Below are 22531 nucleotides of genomic sequence, written 5' to 3' on the forward strand. Positions count from 1 at the left end.
TGTATCTGTCGGGCGCGTCGCCCTTGTTTCAGGGGCTTAGCTGTTAAACTTTTGCTATCGTTTTTTACCCTATAAGAAACATAAGGACATGTCAGATATGGAGCTTATATTTAACGTATATTCCTTATATGTTTCCGGCTTGGCGGCTCTATTGCTTCGTCACCCGGAACTTATTTCAGGGAATTGATTTAAAATTAAATTCCCCAGATTCGGATAAGAATTTTTGTATTTTAGTATCATTAAAATCTCTTTATAAATATTCCCCAAACGGAACGCTGTTCTGAATTCCCTTATCCATCCGATAACAGGGACTAAACATTATTTTCTAAAATTTATAAAGAGAACATCATGCAAGATTTAAAAATTGCTTTAATTGGTGCTACAGGTAAAGCTGGTAGCTATATTTTAAAAGCGCTTTTGGCGCAGCAGTTCAGGGTAAAAGTGCTGGTCAGAAATCCGGAAAAACTTCAGATCAATCATTCTTCGCTTGAAATGATAACCGGTGACGTTAAAGATCAGGAAACTGTGCAAAAACTTATACAAGGTTGCGATGTAGTTATCAGTGCGCTGGGGTTGGGGCAACCAGCAAGTGAAAAAACAATATTTACCCAATCAACAGGAAACGTCCTGACAGCTATGAAAGCCCTTAAACTTAATCGTTATTTAGTGCTTACCGGCATTAATGTAGATACACGTTTTGACGATAAAGACGAAAAGACCAAATTAGCTACCCGATGGATGTACGATAATTATCCAATTTCAACGGCTGACAGGCAAAAAGAGTATGATTTACTGAAAGAAAGTGATTTGGATTGGACCTTAATTCGCTTGCCGCTGATTATTCAGACCGATGAAAAAACGGCGATAGGAAAAAGCCTGGTGAATTGCGTTGGCGATCAGATTAATGCAGCTAATGTGGCGGGATTTATTATTGGTCAGTTAGCAGAAGTAACATTTATAAATCAGGCCCCTTTTATTTGGAATAGTTAGGTTTATAACTTTTATCGTCATTGCGAGGAGGCACGACGAAGCAATCTTTCATGGTAGCGATCCTGCTGGAGAGATTGTTTCGTCGGCTGAAAAAGCCTTCTCGCAAAGACGATTACTTTTGCAGCCCGTCACCCTGAACTTGTTTCAGGGTCTTTTACGTAATAGATCTCTCTCCCGAACGTTCGGGACTGCGCTTCAGTCGAGGACGACTTTTTCATTGAAGTCTGTCAAGGAGAACCCTTAGTTTCTTATTGGTCAATATTTAGGCAATGTTTTCTCCAATCCGCATCACTCATTTCAAATTTTACTTCCCCTTTATTTACCATCCCCACTTTTTTCCAGCCCTGCCTGGTGTAAAATTCTTCTGCACGGGTATTGGGCGCTGTACCTAGCCATACCAATTCTTGTGTTTGATTAAAATACCAATCCATCATCAAGCGGTGCAATCTTTTGCCAATTCCCCTGCCTTCGAACTCCGGACGCAGAAATAAGGCCCAGATATTATGTTCTTTTAAATCTACAATAGAGAAACCCACTACTTCTCCATCCACTTCGCAAACCCAACCTTTACCACGTTGCGTAATAAATTCTTCGCAATCTTTGTCAGTAACCAAAGCAGGATCAGACAAAGTATTCTCTTTTACGGTATGCCTGACGATTTGCATCGCAGCTATGTCAGTAGTTTTTGCCTCGCGAAAAATCGTTTTTGATCAGTTATTGAGAAGGTTAATGATTTGAAAAAGCCTTTTAAATGCGCTAAGCGTTGATTATTAATCGTAAAGCTAATTAATAAAATGTTTATGACAAATGAATGATTGTGAATTCTAGAATTGGTTCTACATTTGCTTAACGGTGTTAGATTATTTACACCTAATATTCCAGTCATGGGAAGTAAAGAAAGAATTCTACGTTTAAAAGATGAAACCAGAACAAAAATTCTGGATGCTGCCTTGAACATTGTTCAAACAGAGGGCTGGCAGGCATTGAGTATGCGTAAAATTGCCGACCAGATTGAATATACTGCACCCATCATTTACGAGTACTTTTCTAATAAAGATGGAATCTTACTGGAACTCACCAGAAGAGGGTATTTGATTTTGGCTAAGGATATCCGTGAAGCCAGGGATAAACACGAGTCTCCCGAAGCAAAAATGGAAGCCATGTGGATTGCCTACTGGAACTTCGCCTTTGCCCATAAAGAATTTTACCAACTGATGTACGGGGTGGATATGGTTTGTTGTACCGTTAAAAATTCATTGCCCGAAGCTGAAAATGTAGGTGGTATGTTAGGTGAGGTAATTGAATCTTTATTCAAGAAGAGACCAGTTTCTGATGATGATATCTGCATGAAGTATTACACGTATTGGTCAATCATTCATGGTTTGATTTCCATTAACCTGGTGCGCCCGAATGGAAGAACAACCGACGAACTAAACCAGCAAATTTTGAAAGATGCCATCAAAGGCATTACCTTATCTATTAACAGTTAGCATTTTTTTTAAACAGTAACTTAACACTGTTAAATTATTTATACACTATAATTCAATTAAATTTAATCCATATGAAATCTCAACATCGCTTGCGCCTTACACTTAACACTGTTAAACAGTTTACTAGTGTTAAGTCATTGTTAACAGTTTCGCTGCTCTCAATAATTTTATCCAGCTGTAAATCAGCTCCGGATCAGTCAGCAGCGGCACCGCCACCGCCAGCTTTGCCGGTAAGCGCCATTAATGCCAGCACCGAAACTACTTATATTGAATACCCGGCGTCTATCCAGGGTGCGGTTGATATTGATGTGCGGCCACAGGTGAGCGGTTATTTACAAAGCGTTCTGGTTAATGAGGGTGCTTATGTAACCGCGGGACAAACGCTATTCAAGATTAATGAAAACCCTTATCGCGAGGCACTAAACAACGCTAAAGCCAGTTTACATGCAGCGGAGGCGGCTATGTTAAATGCACAGTTGGAAGTGGATAAGCTAACGCCTTTAGTACAGAACAAGGTTGTGTCAGATATCCAGTTAAAAACGGCTAAAACAGCTTATAAAATTGCGCAGGCCAATGCTGAGCAGGCTAAAGCCAGTGTTGCAGCTGCAAAAATCAACTTAGGTTACACCAATGTTAAAGCTACTGTAAGCGGTTACATCGGCCGTATTCCGAAGAAACAGGGAAGTTTGGTTTCGCCAACTGATCAGGTTGCTTTAACACAATTATCTGATATCCACGAAGTACATGTTTACTTCTCACTGGGTGAAAACGACTTCAACAATTTCAACGCAAATTATCCTGGCAAAACCCCTGCCGACAGAATTAAACATTTACCGGCCGTAGAACTTTTATTGGCTGATAATTCCGCTTACCCGATTAAAGGTAAGATTGATATGATTGACGGACAGTTCGATAAAAACACGGGCGCTATTACCCTAAGGGCCAGTTTTCCCAATGCCAGCGGAACGCTTCGTTCGGGTAACACCGGCAAGATCCGTCTAGGTCTGCAGCATGATGATGCCATTTTAGTGCCGCAGGCATCGACGGTAGAAATGCAGGATAAAGTATTTGTATTTACCGTTGGCGATAGCAGCAAAGTGAAGAAACAGGCGATTACCATTGTGGGTAAAGCCGGTGAAAATTACCTGGTTAAAGACGGTGTAAAAGTTGGCGACCAGATTGTGTTGAGCGGTGTTGATAAATTACAGGAAGGTATGGTAATCCAGCCTCAAAAAGCAGCCGATAAAGTAGCTGTGGCCAGAACAAAAAAATAATAAAATACTAAAGTTTAAGCAATCATGTTTCAAAAATTTATAGACAGGCCGGTACTGTCGACCGTCATTTCCATCTTATTGGTAATAGTGGGAATACTGGGTTTAACCAAGCTGCCTTTAGAGCGCTTTCCAAATATCGCACCTCCGTCGGTATTGGTAACTGCAGTTTACCCTGGAGCCAATGCCGAAACGATTTTACGTTCGGTAACCCCATCATTGGAGGAAGCCATTAACGGTGTGGAGAATATGACCTACATGACCTCCAGTGCCAGTAATGATGGTACTTTGGCCATTACCGTTTACTTCCAGCAGGGTACCAACCCGGATCAGGCAGCAGTTAACGTACAAAACCGGGTGTCGCAGGCTACCAGTCAATTACCGGCAGAGGTGGTGCAGTATGGTATCACCACGACCAAACAGCAAAACAGCTTTATCGGTGCCATTGGTGTGTATTCTGAAGATCCAAAAAAATACGATGCTGTTTTTGTCAACAACTATGCACAGATCAATATCATTCCCGAGCTTAAACGTATCCCGGGCGTAGGTTCAGCCAGTGTATTTGGGGGGATTAAAGACTATTCGATGCGGATCTGGTTAAACCCAAGTCAATTAGCTACCTACAAAATTACGCCTAATGAGGTGATTGCCGCCATTCAGGATAAAAACCTGGAAGCGGCCCCAGGTAGGTTTGGAGAAAGAAGCAGTGAGGCCTTTGAATATATTGTTAAATATAAAGGTAAGCTGACCAAACCGGAGGAATATCAGAATATAGCGATCCGTTCAAACTCGGATGGTTCCATCTTACGTTTAAAAGATGTTGCGCGTGTAGAATTGGGTGCCTACAGTTATGGCAGTGTTAACCGTTTAAACGGACATGATGGAATTACCATCGGTGTAATTCAATTATCAGGCTCTAATGCCAACGAAATTCAGATTGCCATTGATAAACTATTGGCGAAACTATCCAAAGATTTCCCGGCAGGTATTAAATACAACCAGTTTTACCGTACCAAAACCGATCTTGATGAATCCATCAACCAGGTGGAGCATACGCTGATCGAAGCCTTTTTATTGGTATTCATCGTGGTATTTATCTTCCTTCAGGATTTCAGGTCTACCCTAATTCCGGCTATTGCTGTGCCGGTGGCTATTATCGGTACCTTCTTTTTTATGCAGCTGTTCGGTTTCTCCATTAACCTTTTAACGCTGTTTGCACTGGTACTGGCCATTGGTATCGTGGTTGATGATGCGATTGTAGTGGTGGAGGCCGTGCATGCCAAAATGGAAGAAAACCCTTCGCTTAGCCCAAAAGCAGCAACTACGCAAGCCATGAACGAAATTACCGGGGCCATTATTTCCATTACGCTGGTGATGGCGGCAGTATTTTTACCGGTAGGTTTTATGACTGGCTCCACAGGTATTTTCTACAAACAGTTCGCTTTAACCATGGCGATCGCGATCATTATTTCAGCGGTTAATGCTTTAACTTTGAGTCCGGCGTTGGCAGCTTTATTTTTAAAGAACAAACATGCCGAAGGTGGTCATGCTGCACCTAAAAAAGGATTTGTAGAAAAGTTTTACGCAGGCTTTAATGGCGGGTTCAATTACATGACCAACCGTTATGTTGGTGGCTTAAAAGTGTTGATCCGTAATAAGTGGATCAGCATGGCCGGTCTGGCCTTAATTGTCGCAGTTACCGTACTGTTGGTAAGCAGAACCAAAACTGGTTTTATCCCAACAGAAGATCAGGGTTTCGTGGCCATTGCGGTTTCGAGTCCGTCGGGAACCTCATTAGCCAATACCAATAAAATATTAAAGCAGGCTGAAGCCGAGTTGAGGGCAATGCCATCGGCAAGATTTGTGATGTCGCTGGCCGGTTATAACTTTTTAACTGCATCTAACAGTCCATCAGCCGGACAGATTTTCTTATTGTTAAAACCAAACGAGGAAAGAGGAGCAGTAAAAAACATCGATGAGATACAAAACATTGTAAGGGCTAAAATGGCCGCCATATCTGCAGGAACCTTCTTTGTATTCAGTTTTCCAACGGTACCAGGCTTTAGCAATGTAGAGGCCATGAATGTTATGTTACAGGATAAAACCAATGGCAGGCTGGATAAATTTAGTGGCGTGGCAAATAACTTTATAGCGAAGTTAATGGCTAAACCGGCAATTGCTTATGCCTTTACTTCTTACAAGGCTGATTATCCGCAGTTGCAATTGGATGTTAATGATGAAAAGGCCGATCAGCTGGGTGTAAGCAAAAAAGATATCTTACAAACCATGCAAACTTATTTTGGTACTGCACAGGCTTCAGATTTTAACCGTTTTGGTAAATACTATCGGGTAGTGGTGCAGGCCGATGTGGCTGACCGGACCGATCCGGCAAGTATTGACCGTGTGTTTGTGAAAAATAAAAACGGAGAAAGTGTACCTATCAATACCCTGGTAAAGCTTACCCGTGTATATGGTTCAGAAACGGCTGCACGTTATAACCTGTTTAACTCAATTGAAGTAAATGCCATCCCTAAACCAGGTTTCAGTTCCGGTGATGCGATTAAAGCGATAGAAGAAACTGCCAGAGAACAATTGCCAACCGGTTATGCTTATGAATTCTCCGGGCAAACCCGTGAGGAGATTTCTTCAGGCGGACAATCGACTGTGATCTTCCTGCTTTGTTTAGTATTTGTGTACTTCCTGTTATCGGCACAGTACGAAAGTTATATTTTACCACTGGCCGTAATCCTTTCTATTCCTACAGGTGTATTTGGCGTGTTTGTGGTTTTGGGCTTAACCGGTATCGAAAACAACATCTATGTTCAGGTAGCACTGATTATGTTGATCGGTTTGCTGGCTAAAAATGCCATCCTGATTGTAGAATTTGCTGTGCAGCGGCGAAAGGCTGGGTTGAGTTTGGTTGATGCCGCTATTGAAGCAGCAAGATTAAGGATCAGGCCAATTATTATGACCTCACTTGCCTTTGTGTTCGGTTTATTTCCAATGAGTATTGCAACGGGGCCATCGGCACAGGGTAATCATTCTATCAGTATCGGCGCGGCAGGAGGGATGGTATCGGGCGTAATTTTAGGCTTGTTCATCATTCCGGTACTTTTTGTCATCTTCCAGGCTTTACAGGAAAAATTATCAAAAAAATCTTCAAATGAGGTTGTTCGCCACCATGAAGAACCTATAAATCATACAGTTTATGAAACGGTTTAATATCATTACCATTTTGCTCCTGGCTTTAATCTGGAGTGGATGTTCAGTTTCGAAAAATACAGCACTGCCCAATATTGCACCCGGATTTTTCAGAAATAATTCATCAACAGACTCTTCAAGCATTGGCACAATGCCACTGAAAAGTTTTATCAGCGACCTTACCGTCCAAAATTTAATTGATACGGCTTTGGTTAAAAATTATGATATGCAAATGGCATTGAAAAATATCGATGCTGCTGAAATATTGTTCAAACAATCGAAACTGGGTTATTTACCTGAACTGAAACTACAGGTATCGGCGAATTCGAGCCGTCCGAGTGATAATAGTTTAAACGGATTAAGCCTGAACCAGTTTACAGGTTCCACACACATTGAAGATTATAATGCGAACCTGGGTGTGGTTTGGGAGGCCGATATCTGGGGTAAAATCCGCAATCAAAAAGCTGGTGCTTTAGCCAGTTTTTTGCAGACCGAGGAGGCACGTAAAGCCGTTCAAACCCGTTTGGTGGCTAATGTTGCACAGGGCTATTACAATTTGTTGATGCTTGATGCGCAGTTGGAAATTGCCAGAAAGAATTTGAAATTGAACGATAGTACCTTACGAATCATTAATTTACAGTTCGACGCCGGTCAGGTTACCTCATTGGCGATACAACAGGCGCAGGCACAACAGCTGGTTGCTGCACAGTTGGTTCCCCGCTTAGAGCAAAATGTAACCTTACAGGAAAATGCTTTAAGTATACTGATTGGTACGTTGCCTAAAGCGATTAACCGCGAGAGTCGTTTGGATCAGATGAATATCCCACAAAATCTGAATGCTGGTTTTCCATCAGCTATGTTGAGCCGCCGGCCCGATATCAAAAGTGCAGAGCTGGCGTTGACCGTTGCCAATGCGAGGGTGGGCGTAGCCAAAGCAAGCTTGTATCCATCATTGGTAATTACCGCGAGCGGAGGGATTAACTCCTTTAAAGCAAGCAACTGGTTTAATGTACCGGCATCTTTATTCGGCCTGGTAGGGGCAGGCATTACCCAGCCCATTTTTCAACGCGGACAGTTAAAAAGCAATTTGGAACTGGCTAAAATAGACCGGGAGAAAACAGTGATCCAGTTTCGCCAGTCGGTCTTAAACGCTGTTGGCGAAGTATCTGATGAATTAACGAAAGTAGAGAAGTTAAAAACACAATACAGTATTGCTGAAAAACGCACACAAACTTTGCAACAAGCGTCACGCAATGCCAATCTCTTGTTTAAAAGCGGTATGGCTAATTACCTGGAGGTCATTACCGCACAAGGCAATTTATTGCAGAGCGAACTGGAATTAACCACCATTAAAACAGAACAGCTTAATGCAGTGGTAGGCTTGTACCGGTCTTTAGGCGGCGGTTGGAATTAATTGAAATATCTAAACTTATAAGGTCTTGAAGACCTTATAAGTTTGTGTATAAATTTAAGCACCAGGAACGCGATGTTCCTGGTGCTTTTTTTTCAATCTAGTCGTCGTAATACAAATTTTGTTTGGTATACCGCCAAAATTTTACAACAAAGCCCTGTCTAAATGCACATAACCACCATCTACATGGATCAGTTGGCCTGTGGTATGACTGGATTTATCTGATAATAAAAATATGGCAGTATTTGCAATTTCCTCCACAGTGGTCATCCGGTTTTCGAAGGGGATTTTATCGGTGATGTTTTTAAGTTTTGCATCCCGGTCTTCAAAAGAATTAATCCATTTTTCGTATAGTGGCGTCCAGGCTTCGGCAACAATAATAGCATTTACACGGATACTAAAGGGTAGTAATTCCACGGCCCATTCGCGTGTTAAAGCATTTCTGGCACCATTGGATGCTGCATAACCAGAAGTTCCACCTTGCCCCGTTTCTGCTGTTTTACTCCCGATATTTAAAATTGAACCTTTACTTTGCTTCAGTGCTGGCAGGGCATATTTTGCCAAAAGATAATAATGTACCACGTTTTTATGAAGCGATTCGATAAAGCCTTCGTATGTACCACTCTCCAGGCCTACACCATCATTCACACCTGCGTTGTTTACTAAGCCATCAATTCTGCCATACCTGGTTAATACAGCGTCAATAATGTTTTTACAATGTTCTGGTAGTGTGAGTTCAGCCGTGAAATAATCAGCTTTTAAGCCTAGATCTGTAATTTCCTTAAGCAGTTTTACATTATCGCTTTCATTGCGGCCAATAATGATCGGCAAAGCATGTTCAATAGCCAGAGCTTTAACAATTGCGCCACCAATGCCTTTGGCTCCACCACTTACCAGAATTATTTTGTCGTTTAAATTTAAATTCATATTCGGTTATCTTTTCTTTTATTATTTGATCATTGAGCATAGCGTTTTTGTAGAGGGGATCGTGGTGGACTTGGTTGTTTTAGATTTCCCCCGTACGTTTTACGCTATTGATAGCTTAGGGAGGTAAGGATGTTTCTATTATTAAACATTCCATCTCACATCTTCCATCTGACATTTCACCTCTCATTATAAGCTAACTCCTCTTTTCCATGGAATAAAGTCATCCTGGTTGAGCTGTACGGCTTTGGGTATTTCCTCTCCACTGGCAACTTTAATACAGTATTCCAATATATCTTCGCCCATTTCGCTAATGGTTTTTTCCCCGTTAATTACAGGTCCGGTATCGATATCAATGAGATCACTCATACGTTTGGCCAGAACGGAATTGGTAGCGACTTTAATGGTCGGGCAAACGGGGTTTCCTGTTGGTGTGCCTAAGCCTGTGGTAAATAAGATTAACGTTGCTCCTGCAGCGGCTTTACCCGTAGTGGCTTCAACATCATTTCCCGGCGTACATACTAAACTTAAGCCAGGTTTAGTTGCGGGTTCGGTATAATCTAAAACATCAACAATCGGTGCGGAACCAGCTTTACGGGCAGCACCTGCTGATTTGATGGCATCGGTAATCAAACCATCTTTAATATTGCCCGGAGAAGGATTCATGTAAAAACCAGATCCAACTTTATGCGCCAGATCGTCATACTCCGTCATTAAACGGATAAATTTTTCGGCAATTGACTGTTCAACACACCTATCGATCATTTCCTGTTCTACACCACAAAGTTCGGGGAACTCTGCCAATAAAACCCTGGCCCCCAATGCTACCAATAAATCAGCGCAATAACCAACTGCCGGATTTGCAGAAATACCGCTAAACCCATCACTGCCACCACATTTCACTCCCACACACAGCTTGCTGAGTGGTGCTGCTTCGCGCTTTTGTTTGTTAATCAACATTAAACCTTCAAACGTACTGCGAATGGCATTTTGGATCAACTGTTCTTCGCTTTGTGCTTTTTGCTGCTCGAAAATTAAAAGGGGTTTATCGAAATCCGGGTCCAATGCAAAAAGATCGCGTTTAAAATCTGCTACCTGCAAATGCTGGCAGCCTAAACTTAAAACGGTTATTCCAGCTACATTCGGGTGATGAGCATAGGCGGCCAATAATTTGCTTAGCGTATCCGCATCCTGTCGTGTTCCGCCACAGCCACCATTATGCGTGAGGAATTTAATGCCATCCACATTTTTAAAAGTCCGGTTGGTTTGATTTACCTTAGGCTCAAAACTAATGGTATTAATGTCTTCTCCCATTTCAAAAGCCTGAACCAGTTTATGGGTATAAGATTTATATTTATCATCTACAGCATAGCCCAATTCACTGTAAAGCGATTCCTTAATGATATCCAGGTTTCTGTTTTCACAAAAAACAGTAGGGATAAACAACCAATAGTTTGCAGTGCCCACCTCACCATTTTTACGGTGATAACCGTTAAAGCTGCGGTTGGCATATTTAAGCACATCAGGGGCTTCCCATTTGTAATGAGTATGGCGATACGCAAATGGCTCTGCAGCGTGTTTGGTGTTATCAACATTCATCCGCATGCCCGCTTTTACATCAAACTGTACTTTTCCAACCAAAACGCCATACATCATTACTTCATCACCGGTTTTCATATCCTGCATAAAAAATTTATGTTTGGCCGGGATTTCATCAACAGTAACATAAGTATTTCCATCATGCAATATTGCAGTGCCTGCCGGCAAATCCTGTAACGCAACTAAAACGTTGTCCGCATTGTTAATCTTGATGACTAATTTTTTCATTGTCAATTTATACTTCTAAACTTATTTCTTGTTCGATATGATCAGGTTTCCATCCTTTCCAGCCAAAGTAAAGGACTACAAGGAAGCATACAAAAGGTACCAGGTAGCCATACTGGATGTTGTGGGTAGCATCTGATATAAGCCCTAAAACCGGAGGCAGAAATGCACCGCCTACAATAGACATTACAATTAAAGAGGAACCCAGTTTGGTGTCTTTACCTAGCCCGGCTATGCCTAATGAGAATATAGTCGGGAACATGATCGACATAAAAAAGGCAACACCGATTAAAGCGTAAACGGTAATCATTCCGCTTCCCAGAATAGATACAAGGGTAAGTACTGCACTGATTAACGCATACAGCATTAATAATTTATTTGGTGCTACAAACTTCATAAAAATGGTGCCTACAAATCTGCCGATCATAAAAGCTAAACCCGCTGCACCAGCGTACCATTTTGCTTCATCCTGACTTATACTTGCTGATGAGGTTACGAAGCTGATGAATAAACTTAATATGCAAACCTGGGCGCCTACATAGAAAAACTGACCAATAATTGCCCATCGTAAATGGCTATGGCCTAATACATGGCGGAAAGTGCTTTTTTCCTCGATGTTTTCTTCTTCCTTGATATCGGGCAGTTTGGTAAAAATGAATAGGATTGCTACGACAATGATCAGGATGCCTAAAATTAAATACGGGGCTTTTACGGTCGATGCTTCTTCGAGCATATAAGCCTGTTTTTCCAAAGGAAGCATTTTTGCCAGTTGGGCATCAGTATATTTTACTTCCGTGAAAATAAATTTACCGCCAAGTACCGGGGCTAAAAAGGCAGCAAACCCGTTAAAGGATTGAGAGAAATTTAAGCGTTGTGTAGCGGTTTCAGGCGGTCCGAGCACAGTAACATAAGGATTTGCCGCCGTTTCCAGAAATGTTAAGCCGCAGGAGATAATAAAAAGTGCGCCTAAGAAAAAGATATATTGTGCGGTATTGGCGGCAGGTATAAAGAGTAGACAGCCAATGGCAAATAAAACGAGTCCTAAAATAATACCGCTTTTATAGCCGTATTTGCGCATAACATAGCCTGCTGGCAGTGCCAGTAAAAAGTAAGCAATAAAAACAGATGAATCGACCAGGGTGGATTCGAAAACATTCAGATGAAACGCTTTGCGTAGATGTGGAATCAATATCGGATCAAGATTGTGGACAAAGCCCCAGAAGAAAAACAAGCTGGTAACTAAAATTAACGGAAATAGGTATCCCTTTCCGTTTTTTGGTTGGTTGGATACTTTAAAGTTTGTGGATGGATTTTGGCTCATGTTTATTTGGTTATAAAGGATTAAACAGGTTGACGCTAAAATTAGAATAATAATAGTTTAAACCGCTGAAAATTTTGATTATGAAGTTCCAATCTTAGGCAGATACGGTGAAACCAAGACCTGCTTTTCCAACCACTTTGATGTGGCAGCGGCAACTTTGGGAAGCAATTGGTCTCTATAACAGGAAATAAATAATCCAATTTTCATAAGATGTTTAGGGTGAGTTGCAGTTATACAAATTAAGCCCTTCAGCGTTAATAAAAATTTAACTTTATCATCTAATTATTAAATGATATTAGCTTGATTTTTTACATTGCGAATTTATTTTGCATATTAGATTGATTTTTTAAGATTTTATGAAACCGCATTTACTTAATGTATCTACCAATTCTGTGGATTCTTTTAGCGCCCGAAGAGATGTTATGCCTGATGTAAACAATCGCTGGCATTACCATTCAGCGCTGGAATTGATTTACATTAAAAAAGGAAGAGGTACGCAGTTTATTGGCGATAGCATCAAAAATTTTAAGGAGGGGGATGTGGTTTTACTCGGGAGCAACCTGCCGCATTACTGGCGTTTTGACCCGGAGTTTTTTGATGAAAATGTTTGTGAACCGGTTGACGTTTATGTAATCCATTTTAAAGAAGATTTTTTAGGAAGAGATTTTTTGGATCTTCCCGAAAACCAGGAAATTAAAAAGATTTTGATGCAATCAACCCAGGGCATTCAGCTGGAAGGAGTTTCTAAAGAAAAAATCGCTCATTTAATGCCACAGATTATCGAAGCAAAAGGCACCATGCGGATTATCAGAATACTCGAAGTATTAACAGAAATAGCCCATTGTGGAGAAAGAAACACGTTGGTCTCGCTGGGCTTTAAGCCCAACTTTCTGGAGAACGAAAAAGACCGAATCCAATCTATTTACAATTATACCATCAGCAATTACAAGAATAAGATCGAACTAAAGGAAATTGCTGCAGTAGCTAAAATTAGCCCCAATTCGTTCTGTAAATTCTTTAAAACCAAAAGCAGAAAAACCTACACGCAGTTTTTGAATGAGATCAGGGTGGGGCAGGCCTGTAAATTATTGATTGAAAACAACTTAACCGTGAAAGAAATCTGTTACGATTGTGGGTTTTACAATTTCACCAGTTTTCACAAATATTTCAGGGAAATAACGGGCAAAACCCCATTAAAATACCAGCAGGCTTTTTCTAAGCAATAACACCTTTTCATAAAGTTCTGTTTTTGATTTTAAATCCTATTCGGAACTATTAAAACATGAACAATATCAGGAAATCATATCACTCAATACTGAAATAACACTTTTGCCTTTGATTGACATCCGGGCAATTGCAGATTGCAGTTCATTGCTTAAACGGAGTGGTATTTTATAGCTTAAAATATGGAGACGTTAATTTTGATGACGGGAAAAGACTAGTTAAAATTTTTCATCATCGCTAGGGATTTGCTCAGCGGAGAAATAGCAGTACAACATCAATCCAAAAGAAAGAATATAAAATGCTGCCGTAATTAAAAGGAATGTGGTCATAACATGTATTATTTGGTTAGTGTAATTCTAACGTTAAGTTATCCTTAATATGATAGGATGCCGAATTTATTTTGTATTAATTATCAACATAATAGACTTTTTATGTTGAAAACTATTTTATTAGTTTATTTGTGTTTTGATTATTGTCGGTTATCGCGCTTATTTAGGTTGAAATTTATCGCGATATTGTGTTGGTGTCATTCCTACCGATTTTCTGAATACTTTTCTGAATGCTTTAGGATCATTGTATCCTGAATTGTAAATAACTTCTGTCATCTGCTGTGCAGTTTGCTCCAATAATTTTTTTGCGGCTTCGATCCGCGTTTGCTGAAGATACTCAATAGGAGTCATCCCGGTTACCTGCTTAAACCGGCGTACAATATTTCTTCTGCTCGAAGGAATATCTTTGATCATCTCTTCAATCGTAGCTAAATCCTGATAATTATTTTCGATTTTCTCCTGAGCAGAAGCAACTATATCATCATTATGGTGGCGGATAGGCTGAAAGGTACTAAAATAAGACTGGTTTACGCGATCCATGTCAATGGCGAAAATTTTAGCCACCTTAATAGCCATATCTTTTCCGCAGTGGAGCTGTAAAAGATGTAACAACAAATGGAAGGTTGAGGTAGCGCCGCCGCTTGTAAATAACCTGCCATCTTGGGTTACCGTTTTATCAGCCTTCAAGTGCACCAGCGGGAATGCCGTAGAAAAAGCAGAACATGCATCAACATGTGTGGTTGCGGCTTTACCATCTAATAGTCCTGATGCAGCGACTAAAAATGCACCAGTACAAAAGGTAGCAATTTCAGCTCCTGCCGCATGTTGTTTATTTAGCCATGGGATATAGCCGCTATTTGCGCCAATGCAGTCTTTTATATCAAGGCTTGCAAATGATGGAACCAAAATCAGTTCAAATTGCCCGGCATTTTGTAAGGATATGCAGGGATGTGCGCTAAAATTATAATTTTTATCATCAATGGTAATTAAACTCATGCTAAATGGAACTTCAAGTCCATCTTTTGTGTAAAAACCATTTACCGTATCAAATACATCCAGAATTGCCGCGAGGCTTAATAATCTGAAATTTTGCGGCATCAAAACACCTACATTTATCATTTGGTTAAAAATTTTGGGTATCGTAAATATATGAAAATTGTCTGAAATGCCCCTCAAGATTGACTTTTACGGCACGGGTAGGCATCAATATTTAGCCATAACTTTATTCTTATACTAACCACCTGATAAAATGATATGAAACTTAAACCAACCAGTGGCAGGATGTACGGCTTAGTCGTACTGTACGAAATGCAGACAGATTTTTTATTGAAGGCTTTAGATGGGATAGACCAAAAAGATGCGCAAAAAAGATTGGATACCAAAGCTAACCACATTGCCTGGATTACCGGCAGTATAGTGCAAGGAAGGTATTTCCTGGCTAAGTTGTTTGGTATTGATCTGCCATCTGTCACAGATGAACTTTTTGCTCATAATAAGGGGATTATTGATGATGCGGTTTATCCGCCACTTGCCGCTTTTATAAAAGACTGGGAAGAAATTTCTCCAAAGCTGCAGGAAGCCTTAATCCGGGCTACGGATGAAAAGCTTGAAGAGAAACTCAGCATGCCAGGGATGGAAATTACCCTTTTCGAAATGATCAGTTTCAACACCTACCGGGATGCGAACTGTATTGGTCAAATTGCCTTGTGGCGTAGATTATTGGGCTATCCGGGAATGAATTATAGATAAATTATGGAAAAAGTAATCAATGAAGCCAATGAAACCTTATTGGCGTTGGAAAATGAGCTCTCAAAATTTGATGCCTCGTTATTGAATAAAGTGCCTTTTGACGGCAGCTGGACCGCAGGACAACTGGCTGAGCACCTGGTGTTATCGAATGCGGGCTTTCTAGAGGTGATTAATGGTCCTTTTCTGGAGACAGATAAGCCAGCTGATTTATTGGTGGAAACCATTAAAAAAGATTTTTTGAATTTTAACATAAAATACAATTCACCTAAGGAAATTTACCCTGAACACAAAGCCTACAATCCTTCTGAATTATCGGGGAATTTAAAGCTGATCAGGGTGGGGATCTCAGAGGCGGCAGGCAACCTGGATTTAACTAAAACCTGTAGCGCTTATAAACTGCCTGGTTATGGTTTTCTTACCCGTTTGGAGGCTGTTTATTTTGTTATTTATCATACGCAGCGGCATATTTACCAATTAAAGAATATCTATAACAGCTTAGACAGCAATTGACTTTAACTAAATTTATGAGGAACAAAAGTCTTGATTTACTCAATCCATACATCGGTAAATGGAAAACAGAAGGTTTAACGATGTTGGGTGATATAATTACCGGAACAGATACTTACGAGTGGGTTGATGGTGGGTTTTTCTTAAAACATCAGGTTGATCTTATGCGCGGTGATAAAACGATCCGATCGCTTGAAATTACACATTACGATGATATGGAAGAGGTGTTCCGCTCACAATCTTTCGATAATGAGGGATGTATTTCGATATCTACCCTTAAAATTTACGATGATATCATTTTAATATTTGCTGATAACGAAAGATTTAAAGGAAATTTTAAAACCAACACTATTGAAGGTACGTGGGAGCAATTTGATGGTAAAAACTGGGTACAGTGGATGGATATAAAATTGACGAGGATTTACTTGTAACGTCTTGCTGAACTTATTTCAGTATATTAACTAAATAGATCCTGAAACAAGTTCAGGATAACGACCGTTCGTCACAAGAACATAATAGCAAACAAATTATAACAAACCCTAAAAGGATTAAAACAACAAAAAAGATGGCAACACTCAACATGTACTTAAATTTTAACGGGAACACCGAAGAAGCATTTAATTTTTACAAATCAGTATTTGGCGGAGAATTTTTGGCAGTGCAACGTTATAAAGATTCGCCAGGCTGCGAAGGCATGTCTGTGAGCGATCAGGAAAAACTGATGCACATTGCTTTGCCCGTTGGCGGCAACATTTTAATGGGTACTGATATAACCAGTCCGATGCCGCCCGCAACGTTTGGTACGGGTATCTCACTTTCAGTTGACGCCACCAGCGAAGACGAAGCCAAACGCTTATTTGACAGCCTCTCAGCAGGGGGGACAGTAACCATGGCATTAGAAAAAACTTTTTGGAATGCACTTTTCGGTATGACTACCGATAAATTCGGCATTCAGTGGATGGTGAACTATGATTATAAGTAGGAGGGGAAGTCTGGAGTCCGTAGTCGTGAGTCCTTAGTCCAGGATTTGCAATATAAATAGGCAGTTTAAAATTCTGCATCTATTATCAGTTAGTTCAATGTTTAATCACCAATAAACTAATGACTAATGGACTAATAACCAATGAACTAATAACCAGTAAACTAATGACCAATTGAACAATAAATTTTATTATTTTTAAATATAAAACCAAAAATTAAACCATATGAAAATTGCAGTAATTGTTGTACGCGTGCTTCTGGCCGCTATGTATCTTTTTGCCTCTGTAAGCTTTTTTCTGCACTTAATGCCGAAAGCACCGGAAATGACAGCGGCTCAAACCACATTTATGTCAGGAGTAATGGCATCTGTTTATTTAATGCCCTTAATTAAAGCAACAGAGTTAATAGGTGGAATATTATTGCTGATTAACCGCACCGCGCCATTGGCAGCAGTGATCATTTTTCCGGTTACACTGAACATTTTCATGTATCATGCTTTTTTGGGTCCGAAAGATTTACCTATGGTCAGCGTAATGCTTTTATTTAATTTATTCCTGTTTTATGCTTATCGCGCCAGGTATCTGCCCATCGTTTCAAAGTAATTTTTAAGGTTTTTGAAAATTCTTATACTTTTTCTCTTTATTTAGTGTTTCGATATAAGGTGTAATGATTATATTTAAAAACTAACTAGAAATAAAAAATATGAGAAAGTTCCCATTTTTGATGCTACTCTTTGTAGCCATATCATTTTCTGCTATTGCGCAGAACAAAGATGCAATTGTTGGCAAGTGGCTTAATCCATCAGGCGAAGGACAAATAGAAATCTATAAAAAAGGCGATAAATACTATGGGAAACTGGCCTGGATGAAAGAGCCAAACCTAAATGGTAAGCCTAAACTGGATGCCAAAAACCCTAGTGAGAACCTGCAGAAACGCGCTTTGCTCAACCTGGAAATATTAAAGGATTTTGTGTATGATGATGGCAAGTGGACTGGTGGAACCATTTATGATCCGAAGAGCGGTAAAACCTATAGCTGTAATATGAGTCTGAAAAGTGCTGATGTGCTAAACATCCGCGGATATGTCGGTATTTCACTTTTAGGACGATCGGAAACTTTTAGACGGGTAAAATAAGTTATCAATGAAGAAGATTTTATGGTGCCTTTTATTGGCACCTTTTTTTTGCGCTGCGCAATCGTATTCTTTAAAGCCTTTAAATGAACATGCCAAAACCAGTTTACGCGGATTAAGTGTCGTATCAGACCGGGTTGCATGGGTAAGCGGAAGTAACGGCGCGGTTGGTAAAACTACTGATGGCGGGATCACCTGGAAATGGGTAAAACCGAAAGGTTACGAGAAAATCGATTTCAGGGATATTGAAGCTTTCGATGATCAACAGGCCGTTATTATGGGTATTGCCTCTCCGGCTTATATCCTGAAAACTGTTGACGGAGGCGAAACTTGGACGGAAAACTATAAAAATGTAGATTCTGCTATATTTCTGGATGGCTTAAGTTTTTGGGATAAAAGTAAAGGAATCATTTTCGGCGACCCTATAAACAATAAACTTCAATTGCTTAAAACCGTTGATGCTGGTAAAAGCTGGCAGAATATTTCAACAAACGTACAAGCTAGCCTGGCTAAAGGAGAAGCCAGTTTTGCCGCCAGTGGTACCACTATTAAAACGTTGCCGGGTGGTAAAACATGGATTGCAACAGGTGGCAAAGTGTCTAACATTTACTTTTCTACTGATTATGGAGAAAGCTGGCAAGTATTTAAATGTCCGATTTTACAGGGAGCGGAAAGTACAGGCCCTTTTTCAATTGATTTTTTTAACACTAAAACAGGTATAGCCGTTGGCGGTGACTATTTAAAGGACAAAGAAAATTCGAATAATGTGCTTTTAACTAAAGATGGGGGCAAAACCTGGCAAAAGCCCGCCGCACCGGTTTTAGGTTTCCGATCAGGTGTTACCTATATCAACGCGAAGACTTTAATTGCCACAGGTACTTCGGGAACCGATATTTCTACCGATGGTGGTCAGCACTGGAAACACATCTCGGATAAAAGTTTTAATGCTGTTCAAAAGGCAAAAATAGGTAAAGCAGTTTTGTTAGCTGGTAATAATGGCGTTATCTATCAATTAGATACTGTCAATTGATATTTGGCGTCCAGATATGTAACAATTCTAATAACTGTCATTCTAACAATAAAAACAATGGGGTAAGTAGCGGAAATGATAAAATTTTGTTTCTTTGCTGTTAACTAAAACTTTAATTTAAAACATACACACAATCGCTCAATGGATTTTCTGCACACAATTTTAGGTGATGACATTCAAGCTGGATTATTAATTATTCTGAATTTAATTGTAATCGAAAGTTTATTATCAGTTGATAATGCCGCTGTTTTGGCAACCATGGTAATGGATCTGCCTAAATCGCAAAGAGAAAAAGCACTCAAATATGGCATTATCGGTGCTTATGTTTTCAGGGGTATCTGTTTATTCCTGGCAGCGTGGTTAGTTAAAATCTGGTGGTTAAAACCACTTGGCGGTTTATACCTCTTATATCTGGCTTTCGATTATTTTAGAAAAAAGAACAGTAAAAATAGTGAGGAAGAAGAGGAAGTAGATAAAAGCAAAAGCTGGATTTATAAATCTACCGTTGGCTTAGTTGGTACTTTTTGGGCTACCGTTGCTTTGGTAGAGGTAATGGATTTGGCTTTCTCCATCGATAATGTTTTTGCCGCAGTGGCTTTTACTGATCATATCTGGTTAATTTATATAGGCGTTTTCATCGGGATTTTGGCCATGCGTTTTGTGGCACAGGCTTTTGTGAAACTGATGGAGAAATTTACCTTTTTAGAAACGGTCGCCTTTATTGTAATTGGTGTTCTGGGCATTAAGCTTACCTCATCATTATTTACCCATTTTTATCCTCAATCGCCTATTTCTCATGCTATTGAAGGAGAAAAAACTGATCTCTTTGTGTCTGTTTTCACTGTTGCCATTTTCATCATACCGGTATTAACTTCTCTTTTGTTCAATTATCCAAAGAAACATAAAAGCGATATCGTTATTTCGGAAGATGCTGAAAAAGTATTGGATAAGTCGTAATTATATGGCTTATCTGTCATAAATCTTACAATCAGCCGCTTCTGATTATACAATCAAATTTGTAATATTAGAATTTATTAAACAGATTAGGAAATAGGGTGCAATGGCTTTTTACAAACACTACTCATTCGATCTTTGGTTAACGTTGATTAAGTCGAATCCAACTTATAAACAGAAACGGGTACAGTATTTTTTCAGGAATTTTAACAGCAAGCATAAAAGCATTGATGAAATTTCCATCACTTTCCGTCAGGTAGATTTGATGGTAAATGCCATTAATGAGAAAGCCGGTAAAAATGTGGATGCTGATGAAATGTATTTAATGATCATCAGTATGATTAATGATTTCGATTTCAACTTTAACGATGTAGACCTTAAGGTGCTTGATGAGGATATGGAGCAGATCGTATTTAACCACATGCCCCAACTTTACTGTGATGACTGTTTGAGGGTATTGGCCAAAATTAAAGATTCAGGAAACAGCTCCACCAATATATTAAGTAATACCGGTTTTATTAAAGGTAAAACCTTAAAAAAGGTCATTAATCATCTGGGCATAGGTCAGTATATCGATTTTCAGCTTTATTCTGATGAAGTGCGAATGTCTAAACCCAATGCAGGCTTTTTTCAGCTGATGTTAGATCGTATCGACAGAACAAAACACCCTGAATTACTGTTAACAGATGTTATCCACGTGGGGGATAATCCCCATGCCGATATCCGTGGTGCAGAAGCCATAGGGATTAACAGTATGCTCATCAATTCTAACAAATTATCTATCTTAAACCTACTCTATGATACCGTATAATTTCTCTCTTCATAAAATAGACAATACTGTCGATTTCGGTTTTAGTGCCGATGATTACAGCCGATTTAAATTTGGCGATGATCTGGTAGCCAGATCTTTTGGAAAAGACCTGGCCGATGGTTTTATCAGGTATTACCTGGCTGACAATTTGATTACCGACCAGATTGTGGTTATTTCCAGTCCTTACAGCTTTATCCCAACGGCAACTTTTGCCATGAAAAACCATTTCGTTTGTCAGCTTAACCGTTGGCTGGTCGAAAATGGCGGTTTAGCGGTACAGGAAACTAAAGTGCATAGAACCATTACCTACAAAGAAGATTATGGCGAATTGAGTGCTGAAGAAAGGCTGTCGCTAATCGGTAACGATTCATTTCATATTGATAAAGATTTTCTTACCGGTAAAACACTTTTATTTCTGGATGATATCAGGATTACCGGAAGCCATGAACGGATGATTTTAAAAATGGCAAAAGAGTATGGCTTAAAAAATGAAATGCACATGCTTTATTTTGCCGAACTGGTGAATAAAAACATCCATCCCAATGTAGAAAACTTCCTCAATTACCATCAGGTCAAATCTATTTTCGATCTGGAAGATATTATTGATGGTGGCAATTTCAGGTTCAATACCCGCATTGTAAAATACATTTTAAACACGACTTCAAGCAGCTTTACCATCTTTTTAGAACGCAGGAGTATTGATTTTATCAACCAGCTTTACGATCTCTCGTTGGGAAATAACTACCATACAATAGAAGCTTATTCAAAGAATTTACATCTTATAAAAGACTATATCAAAAACAACAACTATAAATTAATTTAAAATATGGCTATTAATTTGCAAAAGGGGCAGCGTGAAAATATCGATGCACCTAAATTTACAATAGGTTTAGGTTGGGATACCAACAGCTCTTCAACAGGTTCTGCATTCGATTTGGATGCTTCAATTTTTATATTAAACGATCAAAAAAAATTAATTTCTGATGAAAATTTTGTGTTTTACAACAATTTGGTTTCACCAGACGGAGCAGTAGAACATACCGGTGATAATTTAACCGGTGATGGTGATGGTGATGACGAGCAGATCAAAATCGACCTAACCAAAATTGATTCAAAAGTAAATGAGATCTGCATTGTGGTAACCATCCATGAGGCAGATAGCAGAAGACAGAATTTTGGTCAGGTTAGAAATTCTTTCATCCGCATTTTTGATGCCGTAACCAATGAAGTGATTTTGAAATATGAATTGGAGGAAGATTTCTCCATTGAAACTGCGGTAGAATTCGGAAGGATTTACAAACGTGAGGGCAAATGGAAGTTCGAAGCTGTCGGCGTAGGCATGAAAGGTGGTTTACAGGATTATCTAAACAAATATCAATAATA

Annotated in this window: 22 protein-coding genes; 17 read left to right on the forward strand and 5 right to left on the reverse strand. The window is 39.6% G+C overall.

All coding sequences use genetic code 11. The features are described from left to right. Positions 1-348 precede the first annotated feature (348 nt). Positions 349-990 carry an NAD(P)-dependent oxidoreductase gene (locus tag DV942_RS21990; protein ID WP_145861104.1) on the forward strand — a complete coding sequence of 214 codons (642 nt, stop codon included), beginning with the start codon at positions 349-351 and terminating at the stop codon, positions 988-990. Positions 991-1238: 248 nt separating this feature from the next. Here the strand turns inward: DV942_RS21990 and DV942_RS21995 are convergent, their stop codons facing one another. Then, on the reverse strand, positions 1239-1655 hold the full coding sequence (locus DV942_RS21995; RefSeq protein ID WP_145861106.1) for a GNAT family N-acetyltransferase: 417 nt from the start codon (positions 1653-1655) through the stop codon (positions 1239-1241). A 219-nt stretch (positions 1656-1874) separates the two neighbouring features. On the opposite strand from DV942_RS21995, the gene DV942_RS22000 reads away from it, so the two are divergent. The 4 genes from DV942_RS22000 (at position 1875) to DV942_RS22015 (ending at position 8366) form a co-directional block, all read left to right on the forward strand. Then, positions 1875-2480, forward strand: coding sequence for a TetR/AcrR family transcriptional regulator (locus DV942_RS22000; protein ID WP_145861108.1), 606 nt, complete (start codon positions 1875-1877; stop codon positions 2478-2480). A 71-nt stretch (positions 2481-2551) separates the two neighbouring features. Continuing rightward, positions 2552-3754: an efflux RND transporter periplasmic adaptor subunit gene (locus DV942_RS22005; RefSeq protein WP_145861110.1), complete on the forward strand. Its 1203-nt coding sequence runs from the start codon at positions 2552-2554 to the stop codon at positions 3752-3754. 24 nt (positions 3755-3778) lie between these two features. After that, positions 3779-6973, forward strand: coding sequence for an efflux RND transporter permease subunit (locus DV942_RS22010; protein ID WP_145861112.1), 3195 nt, complete (start codon positions 3779-3781; stop codon positions 6971-6973). Then, a complete protein-coding gene (locus tag DV942_RS22015) occupies positions 6960-8366 on the forward strand; it encodes a TolC family protein (RefSeq protein ID WP_090980191.1) in 1407 nt (468 codons plus the stop codon). The genes DV942_RS22010 and DV942_RS22015 overlap by 14 nt, the downstream gene beginning before the upstream one ends. A 141-nt stretch (positions 8367-8507) precedes the next feature. Here DV942_RS22015 and DV942_RS22020 read toward each other — a convergent pair whose 3' ends face one another. From DV942_RS22020 to fucP, 3 genes are all read right to left on the reverse strand, one after another. Further along, entirely contained in the window at positions 8508-9290 is a 783-nt protein-coding gene (locus DV942_RS22020; RefSeq protein WP_145861114.1) for an L-fucose dehydrogenase, read from the reverse strand. 186 nt (positions 9291-9476) lie between these two features. Next, positions 9477-11114, reverse strand: coding sequence for a UxaA family hydrolase (locus DV942_RS22025; protein ID WP_134203434.1), 1638 nt, complete (start codon positions 11112-11114; stop codon positions 9477-9479). 7 nt (positions 11115-11121) lie between these two features. Next, on the reverse strand, positions 11122-12432 hold the full coding sequence (fucP, locus tag DV942_RS22030; RefSeq protein WP_145861116.1) for an L-fucose:H+ symporter permease: 1311 nt from the start codon (positions 12430-12432) through the stop codon (positions 11122-11124). Between the two features lie 356 nt (positions 12433-12788). On the opposite strand from fucP, the gene DV942_RS22035 reads away from it, so the two are divergent. Next, the gene (locus DV942_RS22035) at positions 12789-13658 is read left to right on the forward strand and encodes an AraC family transcriptional regulator (RefSeq protein ID WP_145861118.1); all 870 of its coding nucleotides are present in this window, start codon (positions 12789-12791) and stop codon (positions 13656-13658) included. Between the two features lie 486 nt (positions 13659-14144). On the opposite strand, the gene DV942_RS22040 is transcribed toward DV942_RS22035, so the two are convergent. After that, positions 14145-15104, reverse strand: coding sequence for a GlxA family transcriptional regulator (locus DV942_RS22040; protein ID WP_145861120.1), 960 nt, complete (start codon positions 15102-15104; stop codon positions 14145-14147). A 135-nt stretch (positions 15105-15239) separates the two neighbouring features. Here DV942_RS22040 and DV942_RS22045 point away from each other — a divergent pair, with 135 nt between their 5' ends. From DV942_RS22045 to DV942_RS22095, 11 genes are all read left to right on the forward strand, one after another. Continuing rightward, complete coding sequence (locus DV942_RS22045; RefSeq protein ID WP_145861122.1) at positions 15240-15734, forward strand: DinB family protein; 495 nt, start codon at positions 15240-15242, stop codon at positions 15732-15734. A 3-nt stretch (positions 15735-15737) separates the two neighbouring features. Next, on the forward strand, positions 15738-16244 hold the full coding sequence (locus DV942_RS22050; RefSeq protein WP_145861125.1) for a DinB family protein: 507 nt from the start codon (positions 15738-15740) through the stop codon (positions 16242-16244). A 14-nt stretch (positions 16245-16258) separates the two neighbouring features. Beyond that, on the forward strand, positions 16259-16672 hold the full coding sequence (locus DV942_RS22055; protein WP_090980181.1) for a hypothetical protein: 414 nt from the start codon (positions 16259-16261) through the stop codon (positions 16670-16672). A gap of 134 nt (positions 16673-16806) precedes the next feature. Further along, on the forward strand, positions 16807-17223 hold the full coding sequence (locus DV942_RS22060) for a VOC family protein (RefSeq protein ID WP_145861127.1): 417 nt from the start codon (positions 16807-16809) through the stop codon (positions 17221-17223). 223 nt (positions 17224-17446) lie between these two features. Next, entirely contained in the window at positions 17447-17824 is a 378-nt protein-coding gene (locus DV942_RS22065) for a DoxX family membrane protein (protein WP_145861129.1), read from the forward strand. A gap of 100 nt (positions 17825-17924) precedes the next feature. Further along, the gene (locus tag DV942_RS22070) at positions 17925-18356 is read left to right on the forward strand and encodes a DUF2147 domain-containing protein (protein ID WP_090980175.1); all 432 of its coding nucleotides are present in this window, start codon (positions 17925-17927) and stop codon (positions 18354-18356) included. A 7-nt stretch (positions 18357-18363) separates the two neighbouring features. Beyond that, on the forward strand, positions 18364-19383 hold the full coding sequence (locus DV942_RS22075) for a WD40/YVTN/BNR-like repeat-containing protein (RefSeq protein ID WP_145861131.1): 1020 nt from the start codon (positions 18364-18366) through the stop codon (positions 19381-19383). Between the two features lie 141 nt (positions 19384-19524). Then, a complete protein-coding gene (locus tag DV942_RS22080; RefSeq protein WP_145861134.1) occupies positions 19525-20340 on the forward strand; it encodes a TerC family protein in 816 nt (271 codons plus the stop codon). Positions 20341-20443: 103 nt separating this feature from the next. Next, on the forward strand, positions 20444-21148 hold the full coding sequence (locus tag DV942_RS22085; RefSeq protein ID WP_134203445.1) for an HAD family hydrolase: 705 nt from the start codon (positions 20444-20446) through the stop codon (positions 21146-21148). After that, entirely contained in the window at positions 21135-21971 is an 837-nt protein-coding gene (locus DV942_RS22090) for a phosphoribosyltransferase family protein (protein WP_134203446.1), read from the forward strand. Before DV942_RS22085 ends, DV942_RS22090 begins: the two co-directional genes overlap by 14 nt. A 3-nt stretch (positions 21972-21974) precedes the next feature. Next, positions 21975-22529, forward strand: coding sequence for a TerD family protein (locus tag DV942_RS22095; RefSeq protein WP_090980163.1), 555 nt, complete (start codon positions 21975-21977; stop codon positions 22527-22529). The last annotated feature ends 2 nt before the right edge of the window (positions 22530-22531 follow it).

The organism is Pedobacter suwonensis (genome assembly GCF_007833675.1).
Taxonomy (GTDB): Bacteria; Bacteroidota; Bacteroidia; order Sphingobacteriales; family Sphingobacteriaceae; genus Pedobacter; species Pedobacter suwonensis.